This window comes from Mesorhizobium loti CJ3sym, assembly GCF_000472785.1.
Lineage (GTDB): Bacteria > Pseudomonadota > Alphaproteobacteria > Rhizobiales > Rhizobiaceae > Mesorhizobium > Mesorhizobium loti_E.
Window position 1 is genome coordinate 1 of sequence record NZ_AXAL01000015.1, and the last position, 16,545, is coordinate 16,545.

The following is a 16,545-nucleotide window of genomic DNA, read 5'->3' on the forward strand; positions in this document are numbered from 1 at the left end:
CTGTTCGTCGAGGATCACGCACGGGCGCTGGAACTGGTCGCCACCAAGGGCACGCCGGGCGAGAGCTACAATGTCGGTGGCAATTCGGAACGCACGAACCTCGCCGTCGTCGAGACGATCTGCGATTTGCTCGACATCAGGCGTCCCAGGGCCGGCGGCATGCGCTACCGCGAGCTGATCTCCTTCGTCGCCGACCGCCCCGGCCACGACCGCCGCTACGCCATCGACGCCTCCAAGATCGGCCGTGAGCTCGGCTGGGCGCCGAGCGAGAATTTCGACAGCGGCCTGGCCAGGACCGTGGACTGGTTCCTCGACAACAAATGGTGGTGGGGGCCGATCCGCGAGCAGCGCTACGCCGGTGAAAGACTGGGTGAAGCCCGCAAGGTGGGCGCGTGAGGCTCGTTGTCACCGGACGCGACGGCCAGGTCGCGGCTAGCCTGCTGGAAGTCGGCCAGGCGCGCGCCGATGTGGAGGTCGTCGCCCTCGGCCGCCCGCAGCTTGACCTGGCAAGGCCCGAGACCGTCATTGATGCCATCGCCGCGGCGAAACCGGATATCGTCGTCTCGGCCGCCGCTTACACGGCCGTGGACCAGGCCGAGGACGAGCCCGATCTGGCCTTTGCCGTGAATGCCTTAGGCGCCGGCAAGGTGGCTGAGGCGGCAGCGCGGCTCGGCCTTCCTGTCATCCATCTCTCGACCGACTATGTCTTTGACGGCTCGAAGGGCAGTGCCTACATCGAGACCGACGCGACGGCGCCGCTCGGTGTCTACGGAGCCTCCAAACTCGCCGGTGAGCAGGCGGTCGCCGCCGCCAGTCCGCGCCACCTCATCTTGCGCACCGCCTGGGTCTATAGTCCGTTCGGCCGGAATTTCGTCAAGACCATGCTGCGGCTGGCCGCCGACCGCGACGAGATTTCGGTGGTGGCCGATCAATGGGGAAACCCCACATCAGCGCTTGATATCGCCGACGCGATCATGCATGCGGCGGCAATGCTGCATGGCGACAGGCGCTTTGCCGCGTTCGGCATCTACCATCTGGCCGGCACGGGCGACACAAACTGGAGCGGCTTTGCCCGTCATATCCTTGACACAAGTGGCGTGCTTGGTGGCCCTTGGGCGCGGATACGAGACATTGCTACGATGGACTATCCGACCAAGGCGCGCCGCCCCGCCAATTCCCGGCTATCGCCCACGAAATTCGCCTCCACCTTCGGCTGGACCGCGCCGGACTGGCGGCAATCGACGGAAGCCGTGGTGCGCCGGGTTGTGGTTGGCGAGACGAAACAGGCTTTGACGGCATGAACAAGCATCCGTCACCTGAGCAATTGCATGACGCGACGCCCGGCGCGCGGGGGATCGATCAACCAACGCCGAAGAAGCGCGCCAAGGCTACAAAGCCCGAGCCGCGTATCTGCATCATGGTGCTCGGCATGCACCGCTCGGGTACGAGCGCGTTGACGAGGGTCATCAGCCTTTTGGGCGCGGCGCTTCCGCATCAGGTTCTTAATCCGGACGACAGCAATGCCAGCGGCTATTGGGAGCCGACGAATCTCAACCATCTCAATGAGAAAATGCTCGCTGAGGCCGGCAGCCGCTGGGACGACTGGCGCAGCTTCGACCCAGGAGATCTGGGACGTTCACGCATCCTGTTCTACAAAACGGAAATTTCCCGAATTGTCGATGAAGAATACGGAAATGCCTCGGCGATCGTTCTCAAGGAGCCGCGAATTTCTCGCTTTGTGCAGCTTTATGCCGCTGTTCTAAAAAAGAAAAAGTTTCAACTGCACTACGTACTGGCCATTCGCAATCCGCTGGAGGTCATAGCATCTCTCAGCAAGCGAGATGGCTCGACTTTCGCAACGGGCTCGCTGCTTTGGCTGCGACATCAAATTGAAGCCGAGCGCGCAACGCGGGGTATGTCGCGTGTCTTCGTCTCATATGACGCCATGATGGTCGATTGGCGCTTGGAGCTGACAAAAATCATCACCACTCTGCCGTCAGGCTGGTCCAGGTCGTTCGAGGAGGTCGGGCCGGAGATTGATGCGTATCTATCCTCCGACCACAGACATCACGCGATAAACGATGACCGCCTTTCGGCCGACGAACGGGTGCTTCCTTGGGTCAAAGAAGCCTACACAGCTTTTCGAGCGTTGGAAGCGGACCCGAACGATACCCGAGCGCTAGCCATTCTCGATGGCATTACAGCTGAATTCGACGCGCAGACGCTTGTTTTTGGTGAAGCCGTTTTCCCGGAGCTGAAAAAGAAAAGTGAAGAGTTCAGGTTTTTGGAAGGAAAGCTTCGGGAGCTTTTGAATCAAAAAGTCGAAGAAATAAGAGAACTAAGCGCTTCCAAACACACGATGCTGCATGGTTTTAATGCGGAGAGGTCAAGTTGGACTGCGCAAAGAGATGAGGCTCAGCAAGAGATCCGTGCGCTGCAACAAAGTGCTGCGGAGGCCAGGAGATCGGAAGCTGCGTTCTCCGAAGCTGCTGAGACCTTAGAAAAAGCGCTCTCATTACAGAAGGAGAAGGCTGAGGTTTTGATTGCCACGAATGAGAAAAAATATCTCGCAGACATCCGAGAGAAGTATAAATACATAGAGGCTTTGCAGGCAAAAGTTGATCAGATTGACCAGGACATCAAGGTATTGCGCCTCGATGCCGGGCGTAAATCTGACTTGATTTCGGCGATTCAGAAAAGCAGCTCATGGCGCGTGACCGCTGGCTTGAGGTACGTAAGGCGGTTTCAGGTCGAGCTCCCATCGAAAGTACGTTCCGCGACCGAGCGAGGCCTCGTCGCATTGTGGCGCCGTGCTCCGATCGGGGGGCACCGTAAAGCGGTTCTCAAGGCTGCCTTGTTCAAAAACCTCCCTTGGTTTTTTGAGAAATTTGACACCTACAGGCAGTGGTTGTCGAACAGGCAGATTGATAATTTGGAAGTGAAAGCGAGGCCAAAAATATCGATCGCGGGTCGGGTAGATCAGAAGCTGGCCAGGATTATTTGCTTTTATCTACCTCAGTTTCACGAAATTCCTGAGAACGATGCGTGGTGGGGCAAGGGATTTACTGAGTGGTCAAATGTAGTTCCGGCCCAAGCTCAATTTAAAGGACACAACCAGCCAAGGAACCCAGCAGACCTCGGATACTACAATTTGTTACAAAGCGATGTTCAGAGGCGACAGATAGAGATGGCCTCTTCCGCAGGAATCGAGGGCTTCTGTTTCTATTTTTACTGGTTCGGCGGGAAGCGCTTGTTGGAAAAACCCGTCGACAATTACCTCGCAGACACCACTCTCGATTTCCCGTTCTGTCTATGCTGGGCGAATGAGAACTGGAGCAGGCGATGGGATGGGCTTGAGAGCGACATTCTGATTGGCCAGAACCACTCGCCCGACGATGATATCGCATTCATTCGCGAGATCGCTCGATTCATGCAGGACGACCGCTATATTCGTATCGGCGACAAGCCTCTGCTTTTGGTCTACCGCCCGAGTCTCTTTCCTTCGGCCAGGGACACGGCAACACGTTGGCGTACGTGGTGTCGAGAGAATGGTATCGGGGAGATTTTCCTCGCCTGTACGCAATCCTTCGAGCAGGCAGATCCTGCCGACTACGGGTTCGATGCTGCGGTTGAGTTTCCTCCCAACAACTCGGCACCTCCCGATATTACCGATCAGGTTCAGGGTTTTGTGCCTAAGTTCGGCGGTCGTGTGTACGATTGGACTGCTTTGTTGAAGCGCAGCCTGAATTACGCCAGTTCAAGCTATGTCACATTCAGGGGGGTCTGCCCAGCATGGGACAATACGGCGCGGCGTAAAAACAAAGGCAACATATTCGTCAACAACAGCCCCCGCCTATTCGAAGAATGGTTGAAAAACGCCGTCGATGACAGTTTGCAGCGGTTTCAACGAGTCGATGAAAGGTTGGTATTCGTAAACGCCTGGAATGAGTGGGCGGAAGGCGCCTACCTAGAGCCAGACGACAGAGATGAATTCGCCTATCTTAGAGCGGTAAGGAACGCAGTGTTTTTGAATCACCGCTCGGAATACCTCCCTGCCGCAGCTATAAACGCGTTGCCGGCAATGAAGCTTTTCCCTCGTGTTGCTTTGGTCGTTCACGCCTACTATCCGGAATTACTGTCGGATATATTGGATATTGCTTCAGAGAATCCTTTTCCAATCAAGATTTTTGTTACGACGGGTAAGGATAGCGAGGGCGAGGTACGAAATTGTCTCGAGAAATATAGCATCCCCTTCCTTTTGAAGGTGGTCGAAAACCGTGGGCGAGATGTCCTGCCGTTCTTTAAAATTCTTCCCGAGGTGCTGCGGGAGGATATTCCCTATGTCGTCAAGGTGCACACAAAGAAGTCTCCGCATCGCGTTGACGGAGACTTCTGGCGGCAGGATCTGGTGAGAAAAGTTTTGTCCTATGAGGCTCTGAACGGTTCCCTGGAGAGGTTTGAAGCCGATCCCCGTTTAGGAATGATTGGCCCGGCCGGGCATTTCGTTTCCATGACGACATACCTCGGTTCGAACCATTCCCGGCTGGTCTGGCTGGCCGAAAAACTGGGGCTTACGGAGGAGCGCATCCTGCGCGAGGGCTTCTTTGCAGGAACGATGTTTGCCGCGCGCACGGCGTGCATGGCGCAACTTCAGCCGCTCGTGGCTGACGACCTGTTTGACCTTGAGGCTGGTCAGGTGGATGGTACATTTGCGCATGTCTTAGAACGAGGCTTTGCGTTGAGTGCCGTTTCATTGGGAATGAAGATCGAGGAATCGCACGCCGGCATGGATTTGGAGATGATCGGCAGAGGCGTCGTTCCGGCAGAAAGCTACCCGCATGCGTAATGTCTGCACTGTTGTGAAATCACGCCGAGGATAGCCTTTTGCCCGCTTCCGTTGAAATCTCTGAGGTGGATTGCCGAAGATTCCACCAAGTTGACGACCTGTTTCAATTGCTGGATCGATCGCTTCCTTTTTCGGACAGGGTCATTATCCAAGAGCCCGAGCGATGGGTCGGCACGACGCCGCACGGTCTTCGTGTCGGAGCGAACGTTTTCGGCGACGGGTACGCCGCTCCAATGATGTCTACTATAAAGAGCGAAACGCGAATGAAGTCAGTCGCTTCATTCGCGTGTGATCGCGCGACCCTGCTCCCTGCCACAGGTGCGGTGATCACCCAGGACAACGGACTGGTTCAATCAACTGTTGAGAATGCGCACTATTTTGGTGGCGTCGAGTTTGTTGAGCCCTACCTGTCTCGTAAGGGAGCCGGGCTCCAATCTTCCTACCTTAATGATCTGACGGATATTGATGCCGACGTTGTTACAAGTTTTGGAGTAGGGAGCTCGAATTATGGGCATTTCATGTTCGATGGACTGCAGGCAGCATATATTATTTACAACGTTGTTTCACCAAAGACAGAAGTATTTATTGCAACCCAGAAGCTGAATTCCTGGCAAAGGGGGATTCTGTCCGTCCTTGGTCTTGACAAGCGCGTTGTCGAGGTGGATCGCCCGACCCGCTTTCGCTCGATATTGGGGACGACACTCGTATCGATGCATATCTCGTATACGACACGGTTCTGCCGCCCGCTCTTTGATACGCTGCGCATGAACGTGGCATATCAGGACACCGCACCAAAAAGAATCTATATTCAGCGACCGCCTGGCAGCACTAGGGCGATGAAAAACCAGGACGCCGTCGAAGAGTTGTTGAAATCGCGGGGTTTCTTGCTGGTTAGGCCAGAAATCTTCGACATTCGGCAGCAGATTGGACTTTTCTCCAATGCGCAAGTCGTGGTGGCTCAGACCGGAGCTGCGCTGGCAAACATTGGATTTTGTCCGCCTGGATGCCAGGTGTTGGAAATCATGCCGGAGTGCTACTTCGACCAGTGGATTCGATCGACCAGCTATTTTCTGGGCCACGACTGGAAAGTCATTTTTTGCAGCGTTCCGGAGGCTTCTCGACATGGGCTCACGGCCGGCGGAAAAGAGCACCCTCATGCAGACTTCGATTTCTCAGTAGATATCGCCGAGCTTCGACGGGCGCTGGATGCTGCGGAAGAGTGTCTGGTTTCTCAACGCAATTGATGAGGACCGGAAGAGTATTATGCATCTTCGTATTATTTTTGACCTGGCTCGTCGAGAGGTCGCTGGTCGTTACCGTGGATCGACACTTGGGCTGTTGTGGTCGCTGCTTAATCCGCTCTTCATGCTAGCCGTTTACACATTTGTCTTCGGCGTGGTGATGAAGTCACGATGGACGATGCCTGACCAACAGGCCGCCACGCATTCGACGGGAGAGTTTGCGGTCATCCTGTTTTGCGGGCTGATCGTCTTCCAGTTTTTCGCCGAGGTCGTTTCGCAGTCGCCAGGACTGATCGTCGCCAATGCCAGCTACGTCAAGAAGGTCGTGTTTCCGATCCAGATTCTGCCTGTGGTTTCGGTTGGTGCTGCCTTGTTCCACGCTGCAGTGAGCCTGCTCGTGCTGTTGGTATTCGCCTACGTGATCTTCGGGAGCATTCCGCTGACGGTGGTGCTAGCACCGGTGGTACTGGCGCCGCTGGTGGTGCTGGTGCTTGGCATAGCTTGGATATTGTCATCGATCGGCGTCTATTTTCGTGACATGGGCCAGATCGTGACCCCACTTGTGACGGCGACGATGTTCCTCTCCCCGGTTTTTTTCCAGAGGACAGCCCTCCCTACTTGGCTGCAACCATGGCTCTCATTCAATCCGCTCGCTATTCCCGTAGAGAACTTTCGCAACACGGTTCTCTTCGGGGTGTGGCCGGATTGGATGGCGCTTGGCAATTATTCGATCGCGGCCATTGCGATCGCTTTTCTCGGCTATCAGTTTTTCCAGAGGACTCGCCGAGGCTTTGCCGATGTTCTCTAACAGGTTTGACGCCGACGCTCGTGCATTTCCGCGAGCGTGCTCGATATGTCGAAGCGTTTCTCGTCTTGATTGGATCGTCGGCTATGACCAGCAGTGATGTTGCTATCCATCTGCAGGATGTGACGAAAGTGTTTCGTATCTACTCGCGCCCCCAGGATCGATTGATTCAAATGGCAACTTTCGGCCGTGTTCGCAGGTTTCGGGAATATCCGGCCATACACGGAGTGTCGTTTGACGTTTTTAAGGGTGAGACGATCGGCATCATCGGCCGCAATGGTAGCGGCAAATCCACGCTTCTTCAGATGATTGCGGGCAACTTGCTACCGACCTCAGGCACGATCGAACAAAAAGGCAAGCTGTACTCACTGCAGCTTGGGACGGGCTTTGACCCGGACTTCACTGGGCGCGAGAACGCCTATCTCGGCGCCGCGATCCTCGGAATGTCGAGGTCCGACGCGGAAGCCAGAATGGGTTCGATCCTGGAGTTCGCGGGCATCGGCGATTTCATCGATCAGCCGGTCAAGACCTATTCGAGTGGCATGTACGCACGCCTGGCCTTCGCCGTCGCCGCGCATCTGCCGACGGAAATTCTTCTCGTGGACGAGGTCCTGGCCGTTGGTGATCTGGCCTTTTCTCAGAAATGCATGCGTTTCATCCGCGAGTTCAAATCGCGCGGGACGCTGTTGTTGTGCGCGCATGATCTAGGTTCGGTGATGGCCCTGTGTTCCCGCGTCGTCTGGGTCGACGGAGGCAAGATCCGCATGATCGGTGAGACCAAGGAGGTCTGCGATGAGTACCGCCGTGCGATCGAGCTTGAAGGCGACAGCACGGCCGAATTGAAATTTGGCGGTCGCCGCGGCGAGCGCCCGCCCGAGCCCCCCCCGCCTCCGGACCATCGTTCCGAAATACTGCGGTCGTCCTCGCTCGCCAACGAAATCAAAGTCTTCGATTTTGACGATGACGCCGCCTGGATCGGTACCCGCTCGGGGTCGATTGTTTCTGCAGGGTTGAGAAGTCCGGCGGGGCTACCGCTCACCAATCTTTCGGGTGGGGAGAGCATCGTCTTCGAGATCAAGGCAAAGGCAAATGCGAACCTTGAGCGTCCAATCCTGGGTTTCACCGTTCGTGACCGACGTGGCCAGGCTGTCTTTGCCGACAATACATTCCTGACCTATCACGACCATGACATCATCATACAAGCCGGGGAAACGATAGTTGCCCGATTCGCGTTTCAGATGCCCTATCTGCCGACCGGAGATTATGGAATTACGGTCGCGTTGGCCACTGGAAACCAAGCGGAACACATCAAGCAGCACCGGGTCGAAGACGCCATCTTTTTCCACGTTCTCTCATCGCATGTGGCAAAAGGCCTGATGGGCATCCCTATGCAGTCGATCACGATGGAAACCATTGGCGGGCAGGAGTTTTCGGCATGAGGGACCCGGGCGAGTTTTATCTCGATCTTCTGAAGCGCTCGCTGCTCAACTGTGTGTATCTCGATAATGAGCTTCGCATCATCTATCTGCGCAACTGCATTGCCGGCTCCGAAGTGTTTGACCCCCGCGTGCTGCACGATATTCGCCATGAACGTGCCGATGCCTATACCGAGATGGTCGCAGGGCGTGCCGATGGCAGGTTCTTTGGCCGTAGTATCCACAATGCCGGATATTCGCATACGATGATCGGACGGGCACGTCTGGACATGCTGCATGAGTGCCTCGACACAGTGGTTGACGACGGCATTCCCGGGGATCTTGTCGAGTGCGGTGTCTGGCGCGGCGGCAGCTGCATTTTCATGGCGGGATACCTGAGGATTAACCCAGCCGAAAACCGCCGGATATTTGTCGCCGACAGCTTCGAAGGACTACCTCCTCCGAGCCTTGCACAGGATGCCGGACTCGACCTGAGCAAGACAGTCTATCCCGAGCTTGCGGTAGGTGAGGAAACTGTTCGCGAGAACTTTGGCGTTTACGGGCTGGAGTCCGATTCGATCGTTTTTGCCAAAGGATGGTTCAAGGACACGCTCCCTCAACTCCAGACGCGTGAAATTGCCTTGCTTCGCCTGGATGGTGATCTTTATGAATCGACTATGGACTCCCTCGATGCGCTCTACGACAAGGTTTCGCTAGGCGGCATCGTCATCATCGATGACTACGCCATAGAGCAATGTCGTCTCGCGGTGGCAGATTATTTTGCGCGGACGTCGCGTGATCTTCCTCAAATGCACCAGGTCGACTGGACGGGCGTTTGGTTTCGCAAGGCGGCGTGATGGATTATCTTGAAGCCCTCTCGTCGATACACAGGATATTGCGACCCCGAAACTATCTCGAAATCGGGTCGCGTTTCGGCCACAGCCTTGCTTTGTCTGAGGCGCCGTCGATCGGGGTCGATCCGGACTATGAAATCAGGCTGCCACTGAAGGCGCCAACGCGTTTGTTCGCGGAGACGAGCGACGACTTCTTCAAGCGTGACGTCGCCGCGCTGGTGTGCGGCCCGGTCGATCTCGCATTTATCGATGGCATGCACAATGCGGAGTTTGCGCTCCGCGACTTCATCAATTGTGAGCGTGCGAGCCACGCGCAGGGCATCATTGTGATCGACGATGTCTTGCCGCGCGACATTGCTCACACGAGCCGTGAGCGCAACACTCAGGTCTGGACTGGCGATGTCTACAAACTGGTTGCGATATTGCGGAAATTTCGACCTGACCTGATCGTGGAAACATACGATGTCGAGATGAAGGGACTGTGCATCGTCTCGGGATTGAGACCGGGCGACGCCACCCTCACGGAAGCCTATCGCGACATCGAGGCCGGGATTCTGAATGGCCGCTACCAATTGGAAACGATCGAGGAAATCACTCGGATTGTCGCGCCGCAGCCGGCGGCCTCATTGCAAGCCGATCTTGAGCGATTGAAGGAGCGCCGCTCGAAACGAAGCTACGCGACGGGCCTGGTTGGCGCTGATCTCCCTGCTTACCACGCCGGGACTATGGAATATCGTTACCGCGGCATTCCGTGTCTAAAAAGCCCTGTCGACATCGCAATCTATCTGCGGCTCCTGGACCAGCTCCGGCCTGCATCGATCATCGAGATCGGATCGAAGCATGGCGGAAGCGCCATGCTTTTCCGCGACATGTGCGGGGCCATGGATATCCAGGCCCAGATTGTTTCGATCGATCTGGATCAGCCGGGCCTGCCCGCTTCGGAAGAAATTCGGTTCGTTCAAGGCGATGCCGCCAATCTTGAGACTCCGTTCCGCCAGCACGGACTTTTTGACTTGCCCCGGCCCTGGTTGGTGATCGAGGATTCGGCTCATAGCTATGCCGTGTGCACCTCGGTTCTTGAGTTTTTCGAAGAGCATCTTCGCACTGGCGAGTATCTCGTCATGGAAGACGGCGTGCTCGACGATCTCGGATGGTCGGCCCAATATCAGGGAGGGCCCAACAGGGCGATTGCGGAATTTCTTGCAAGAGGCTCCCGGTCCTTTGAAATAGACGTTGCCTACTGTGATATGTTCGGCCGCAACATGACTTACAACCCCAATGGATATCTACGACGGACATGAGGCTTTTTTCACGAAAGCGTCGACCGTTCCTTTCGGTGATCATCTGCATCCATGACATGGCAAGAGAGGCGCCGCGTACGATCCTGTCTGCTTGCCTTCCTTATCAAAAAAATGTCTCGCCCGAGGACTATGAGGTTATTGTCGTCGACAATGGCTCGGCTGTTCCTTTTACACTATCCGAAAGCGCGGTTCTGTTGCCGGCCCCCCGGATCGTAAGCATGCCTAGCCCGCGACCGTCCCCTGTCTTTGCGCTCAATTGGGCAGCAAGGCACGTGGCCAAGGGCACGCATATCCTATTTGCCATCGACGGAGCCCGCATCTTTTCGGATCAATTGATCGCCAATACTTTGAGGGCACACTCAATGTGTGCTGATGCGTTCGTCTACACACTGGGCTGTCATCTCGGGCCAAGCGTGCAGATGGTCTCGACGACCCAAGGGTATAATGAGGACGTCGAGGACAGGCTGATCGCGGAAAGCGGCTGGCCCTCGAAACCGTCCGCCCTCTACGATATTTCCGTATTTGCGGGCTCTTCCAGTAACGGCTTCTGGAAGCCGATCGTGGAAAGCAACGCATTCTCGGTACCGCGCCATCTCCTCGACAGGATGGGCGGTTTCCATGAAGGCTTCGTTTCCCCGGGCGCCGGCTTGGCCAACCTCGAGATTTTCGCACGATACGTGCAACGTCCTAACGCCAAGAATATATGCCTGCTGTCGGACATGACATTTCATCAAGTTCATGGCGGTGTAGCAACGTCGGGGAAGGTGCATCATTCCACCTTCGCGGCCGAGTATCTCTCGATTTTTCAATACGGCTACCAGCCGCCTTCCTTTGATCCGATCTATCTTGGGCCTCTCCGTGCAGAGGCCGAGAAATTTGCAAGGATTGGCCTCGGCGACTACAATTCGGCAGGGCTGACGCGGTAGCCGGCGTGCTGACCGAGTGCGTGGAATCCGAGCGTGGGCATTGCAAGGCGTGATGAAGCCTGGACAACAGATGACCGTGATTCCGAATCGCCGGGCAGGCGAGCCGCGCCCGGTTCACTTCCGACAAAGGGCCTGATCCCGCCGGAATGAAAATCTCAAGCAAGGTGTTTGACATCAGTGGATAGGGCAGATTTGCGCATAGCGGTGCTGATGGGCACCAAGGACGGCGCGACCTTCATTGGTGAGCAGTTGCAGTCCCTGCTTGCGCAGTCGCAGTCGCTCATCGATCTCTGGATCTCCGACGATGGCTCTGTCGATGGCACCATTGCCATCATCGAAGCTTGGAAGTCCCGCTGGACAAAAGGTCGAATCACTTTGGTGGAGGGGCCGCGCGCAGGATTCGCCGCCAATTTCCGTTCGATGATACTGGACCGGCGCATCGATGCCGACTGTTATGCCTTCAGCGATCAGGACGATGTCTGGGAGCCGGACAGGCTGGAAAGTGCCATCCGATGGATGCAGGCATTCGATGCGGGAACCCCGTTGATGTTCTGCTCGCGAACCGCGACCATGACCGAAACGGGAAGCCTTATCGGCCATTCGCCGCTGTTTCGCCGTCCGCCGTCCTTTCGCAACGCGCTTGTGCAAAGCATCGCCGGCGGCAACACGATGCTGCTCAACCGCGCGGCGCTCGATCTGTTGGCAAGGGCTTCGGCACGCACTGGCTTCGTCAGCCACGACTGGTGGGCCTATCTGGTTGTCACCGGCGCCGGCGGCGTCGTCCACTACGACCCGCGGCCCCTGGTGCGCTATCGGCAGCATGCGGCAAACCTTGTCGGCGCCAACGTGTCGTGGCGGGCAAGGATCTCGCGGCTTGGCCGTCTGTTCAAGGGTGGGTTCGCCGACTGGACCGATCTCAATCTTGCCGGCCTGGCGGCCAATCGCGACCTCCTTACGCCCGATGCCGCGGCGTGCCTTGACCTGTTCGCTAGCGGTCGAAAGGGCGGTCTGTTCCAGCGCTTGCGCGCTCTGCAAGGAAGTGGTGTCTATCGGCAGACCTTTGCCGGCACCCTGGGGCTTTATCTGGCATTCGTCCTTGGTCGCATCTGAAATCGAACCGCTTCAAGGCGCGCAGTCAGGGAACGCCGCCACAGTTCTCGCATTCATGCTCCGGCGAATGTAGTGACCGCTATCGGATGGGGTCTTGCTTGGCCGTGGTCGCCCGCGCCCTTTCAAGCGTCAAGGCCACGATCGCAGCCGCTCTGTCAGGGGTTGCAGCCTCCGAATAGCAGCGAAGCTCGGGCGCGTTGCCGGAAGGGCGCAAATGGACGATTTCGCCAGTCTGCATCCGCGCCCGGAGGCCGTCCGTCTCGTCGACTTCGGCAACGGTCCCGAGAGGCGCCAGAAATTGCCGCAGTGCATCCCGATCCGCGAGTCGGCGCATCAAGCCGCGCGAGCTCTCCACCGGGAAGTTTTCAAGTCGCTCGCTTGCGCAAACCGGAAGCTTCCAAACCGCGCGCAGTTGCGACAGCGTATTTCCTGTCGCCCCGGCCAGACCCAGGACGGCGAGGATCGGCAGCAATGAATCGCGTGTCGGCAATGCCGTCAGCGTCTTTCCGCGCAACGAACAATCCGACCCCAGGAGGACGCCGCCATTGGCCTCGAAGCCGATGACGATGCGACCGGCATCGTATGATGCTTCCATCCCTTCGATAACAAAGGGAGATCCGACCTTCGTTCTCACGACCTCGAAACCGAAAGCTTTCGAAATGCCTGAGTTGGAGGTCACCGGCGTCACGACGACGTCCGCCCGCAAGAACAAGGCCGTGGCGAGGCCGATCAGGTCGCCGCGAAAAAGATCGCCATTCTCGTCGGCGATGAGCGGACGATCGGCATCGGCATCTGTCGACACGATGGCATCCAGGTTGAATTCCCGAGCCCAACGTTTGAATTTTGCTAGTGTGGTCGGGCTCACAGCTTCCGTGTCAACGGGCACGAAGGTGTCGGACTTCCCGACAGGCGTTACTGTGGCGCCAAGCGATTGGAGAATCTCGACTAGCAGATCCGCCGCCACCGAGCTGTGCTGGTAGACGCCGACCCTTCTGCCGGAAAGGGAGCCGGGCTCCAATATCATCTCGGCGCGCGCGCGATAGGTGGCGATCGCTTGATCATGGCGTGTTGGTATAGCGCTTCCTGGCTGCGGCGGAGCGCGATAGACTTCCGATCTTTCCGCCGCGTATTGTGCCATGGCGGCTTCATCGGCCTTGCTGATTTCGCCGTGCGGGCCGTAGAACTTAATGCCGTTGCGGTCCGCGGGGATATGCGAACCCGTCACCATAAGTGCCGCTGCGCCATGCTGCTGGCCGTACAGCGCCAAAGCCGGTGTTGGAATGGCGCCGCAATCGATCGGTTGAAGCCCGCTTGCCGTCAGGGCTGCCATGCAGTTGGCGGCAATGGTGGGGCTGCTATCGCGCAAGTCACGACCCACCAGCACCATGGCGTTCGGCTGGGTTCCGGCGGAAGCCAGGCGCCAGGCAAACGCCTCGGTATAAAGTCCGCTCGGGTTCCCGACCAGTTCCGAAGCCAAGCCTCGAAGGCCACTCGATCCAAATTTCATCGCTTCGCTTTGAGTGGTGAGAGGGAAGGCCGTCATATTGCGGTAGGTTCCCCTGTCAACCGAAATCGCTTGCCCGTCCGGCGAGGGCTCTCCTTGAGAGCTTGCAACTGTGCATCGAACGAAAGGGTAAGGGCAGCGCTGTGAAAATGCGTCAAACGGCTGCCAATTTGCATCGCCGGACCTGCCCGTGGCAACAGCGTGCACCTCAAATCTTTCCGCCGGTCACCTGGCCGTCCTTAAGCTCTATGAGCCATAGCCACTTTGCCCTTGCTGTTGCGTGATATCCTGGTCGACGACTTCAGTCCAATCCCACCGCCAGTGAAAGAAAACTCTGGCGACGACGGCAACTCCACGCTATGCGATGGGTCGCAGCGGGGGCTGAGGATTTGGACTTCAACGGGTGGTTAGTGACGTATGTCAATTGATCTCACGCTAATGTAGTCTTCAAGTCCTTTCGCCTGGAGTTCAGTACTGGCCAATGACTTCCTATTTGCAAGCCGTGTCCGGAAGTCGGCCGAAGATGCGACGCGCCATCATCATGGTCCAGGATCTTGTCATGGTCTTGGTCGCCGTAGCGCTCAGCCTGGTCCTCTCACGGTCAAATCTTTCGTTCGAGGCGCTCTCCTATGAGGGCTTGGCCACCTGGTTTGGCATCGTTGTCATCAGCCACCTGCTGTTCAGATATTGTGGTCTCTACACCACGATCTGGCGTTTTGCCTCGACCCCGGATTTTTTCAACATTCTGAAGAGTTGCGGGATTCTGACGATTGTTCTTTATGGCGTCTCGCTGCTGGCTCGTTACATCCAGCCCGTCGCTGGCCTCAACGAGCGCCAGTTCATCGTCTTCTTCCTCGTTTCCTTCACCATCATATCGGCGCCTCGGCTGTTCTACCGATTTCTTCGCGACGGCGCGAGCTGGGGCATCCTCACCGACAAGACCGGTAAAGCGCAGGCCAAGCGGGCGCTGTTTGTCGGCCGCCTCGGCGAGGCTGACCTGATCATTCGTTTCACGCGCACGGCAGAGCCATCAGACCATTCCATCGCCGGCATCATGGCGACAGAGCGCGGTGCGCCGTTGGGCACACGCATTCAAGGTGTCCCCGTGGTGGCGACGAGGCCGCGCCTGATCGATGTCCTGGAGGACTACGCCGCCGGCACCAGGAGCATCGACCTGCTTATTTTCGGCAGCGGCGCCGAACATGAGATCGAGGAATATTCCGAGCTTGTGCGTGTCGCCCGGCATGGCGGCATCGCCGTTGCCCAGTTCTCGAGGCTTTCGCAACTGGGGCAGGAGGGCAAGCTCGTTCTCGACGAAGTCGAGATGGAAACGATCCTGCGCCGCCCGACGGTGCCGTCCGATATCGAGCGCATTGGTGCCTTCGTCGGCGGTAAGCGCGTCCTGGTGACGGGAGGTGCGGGATCTATCGGCCGCACGCTGGTCAAGCGGTCGTTGGAACTCGGGGCAGGGGCGGTGCTGGTCGCCGACAATTCCGAGTTCGGCATCTTCCAACTGAGCCAGTATGTCGACGAGAAGGACCATGATCGCCTCAAGGTTCGCATCGTCGATGTCGCGGACCGGCGCCAGATGACGCGCGTCGTCACGGAATTCAAACCGGACATCATCTTTCATGCCGCCGCGCTCAAGCACGTTCCGCTGCTCGAGGAAAACTGGGAATCGGCCATCCAGACCAATGTTTTCGGCACGCTTGTCTGCGCTGAGGTTGCCGCCAAGTGTGGCGTTCCGCAATTCCTGCTCATCTCGAGCGACAAGGCTGTGGATCCGTCCTCGGTGCTTGGCATCACAAAGAGAGCGGCCGAACAGCTCGTCAGTTCCCTGCACGAAAGCCACGCAATCGCACCGGATGGGCGCCGTTCCGGCACCAAGTTCATTGCCGTGCGGTTCGGCAACGTGTTTGGCTCCAATGGTTCGGTGGCAACGATCTTCCAGGCACAGATTGAAGCCGGCGGTCCGGTCACGATTACCGATCGACGCATGACGCGTTATTTCATGACGGTGGCGGAAGCTGTCGACCTCGTCATCATGGCGGCCGCCGACGCACAGTCGCGCAACGGCAAGGACGACTATGCCATCTACATGCTGGACATGGGCAAACCCGTGCCGATTCTCGAAGTCGCGGAAACCATGATCCGCATGGCCGGCAAGACGCCCTATACGGATATCCCGATCCGTTTCACCGGCATCAGGCCCGGTGAGAAGCTTCATGAGACGCTCCAGGGCGCCAATGAAGAGGTCGTCACGCTCGACATCGCCAAGATCTTCGGCCTCAGGACCGATGTCGTGGCGTGGCCGACGGTTCAAGCCGCGTTGGCTGCGCTACAGGCTGCAATGAAGAACCAGGACAAGGCTTCCGCCCTTGCCGTGTTGGCGGAACTCCATCGGCCGGAGACATCAGCGCCCGACACGCTGCAGGAAACTGGCACGAGAACAGTCGGGCAAGCGGGTTAGATACGTTGCAGCGGGTGGTCGAACGGCGAGGCTTTGCCCTGAAATCGATCCCCCGGCCGGCATTGTCAGAGCA

The 16,545-nt window shown here is 57.5% G+C and carries 12 protein-coding genes; 11 read left to right on the forward strand and 1 reads right to left on the reverse strand.

Going from position 1 to position 16,545, the window contains the following annotated elements; genetic code table 11:
* From A3A9_RS0120795 to A3A9_RS0120845, 10 genes are all read left to right on the forward strand, one after another.
* The coding region (locus A3A9_RS0120795; protein WP_027060494.1) for a GDP-mannose 4,6-dehydratase at window positions 1–396 on the forward strand (396 nt) is incomplete at its 5' end.
* The gene (gene rfbD, locus A3A9_RS0120800; protein WP_027060495.1) at window positions 393–1,301 is read left to right on the forward strand and encodes a dTDP-4-dehydrorhamnose reductase; all 909 of its coding nucleotides are present in this window, start codon (window positions 393–395) and stop codon (window positions 1,299–1,301) included. The genes A3A9_RS0120795 and rfbD, both read left to right, overlap by 4 nt.
* Window positions 1,298–4,846, forward strand: coding sequence for a glycoside hydrolase family 99-like domain-containing protein (locus A3A9_RS41830; RefSeq protein ID WP_051371052.1), 3,549 nt, complete (start codon window positions 1,298–1,300; stop codon window positions 4,844–4,846). The genes rfbD and A3A9_RS41830 overlap by 4 nt, the downstream gene beginning before the upstream one ends.
* A gap of 38 nt (window positions 4,847–4,884) precedes the next feature.
* Window positions 4,885–6,090, forward strand: a complete 1,206-nt coding sequence (locus A3A9_RS0120810) for a glycosyltransferase family 61 protein (RefSeq protein WP_027060497.1) — start codon at window positions 4,885–4,887, stop codon at window positions 6,088–6,090.
* A gap of 19 nt (window positions 6,091–6,109) precedes the next feature.
* On the forward strand, window positions 6,110–6,895 hold the full coding sequence (locus tag A3A9_RS0120815; protein ID WP_202596397.1) for an ABC transporter permease: 786 nt from the start codon (window positions 6,110–6,112) through the stop codon (window positions 6,893–6,895).
* Between the two features lie 83 nt (window positions 6,896–6,978).
* Window positions 6,979–8,331 (forward strand): ABC transporter ATP-binding protein, encoded by a 1,353-nt coding sequence (locus A3A9_RS0120820; protein ID WP_027060499.1) that lies wholly within the window; start codon window positions 6,979–6,981, stop codon window positions 8,329–8,331.
* Window positions 8,328–9,164, forward strand: a complete 837-nt coding sequence (locus A3A9_RS0120825; protein ID WP_027060500.1) for a TylF/MycF/NovP-related O-methyltransferase — start codon at window positions 8,328–8,330, stop codon at window positions 9,162–9,164. Before A3A9_RS0120820 ends, A3A9_RS0120825 begins: the two co-directional genes overlap by 4 nt.
* A complete protein-coding gene (locus A3A9_RS42780) occupies window positions 9,164–10,462 on the forward strand; it encodes a class I SAM-dependent methyltransferase (protein WP_051371055.1) in 1,299 nt (432 codons plus the stop codon). Before A3A9_RS0120825 ends, A3A9_RS42780 begins: the two co-directional genes overlap by 1 nt.
* Window positions 10,459–11,388 carry a glycosyltransferase family A protein gene (locus tag A3A9_RS39180; protein WP_063827785.1) on the forward strand — a complete coding sequence of 310 codons (930 nt, stop codon included), beginning with the start codon at window positions 10,459–10,461 and terminating at the stop codon, window positions 11,386–11,388. The genes A3A9_RS42780 and A3A9_RS39180 overlap by 4 nt, the downstream gene beginning before the upstream one ends.
* A 177-nt stretch (window positions 11,389–11,565) precedes the next feature.
* A complete protein-coding gene (locus tag A3A9_RS0120845; protein WP_027060501.1) occupies window positions 11,566–12,498 on the forward strand; it encodes a glycosyltransferase family 2 protein in 933 nt (310 codons plus the stop codon).
* Window positions 12,499–12,577: 79 nt separating this feature from the next.
* On the opposite strand, the gene A3A9_RS0120850 is transcribed toward A3A9_RS0120845, so the two are convergent.
* A complete protein-coding gene (locus A3A9_RS0120850; protein ID WP_027060502.1) occupies window positions 12,578–14,005 on the reverse strand; it encodes a phosphomannomutase in 1,428 nt (475 codons plus the stop codon).
* Window positions 14,006–14,483: 478 nt separating this feature from the next.
* Between A3A9_RS0120850 and A3A9_RS0120855 the strand changes: the two genes are divergently transcribed.
* Entirely contained in the window at window positions 14,484–16,472 is a 1,989-nt protein-coding gene (locus A3A9_RS0120855; RefSeq protein WP_027060503.1) for a nucleoside-diphosphate sugar epimerase/dehydratase, read from the forward strand.
* The last annotated feature ends 73 nt before the right edge of the window (window positions 16,473–16,545 follow it).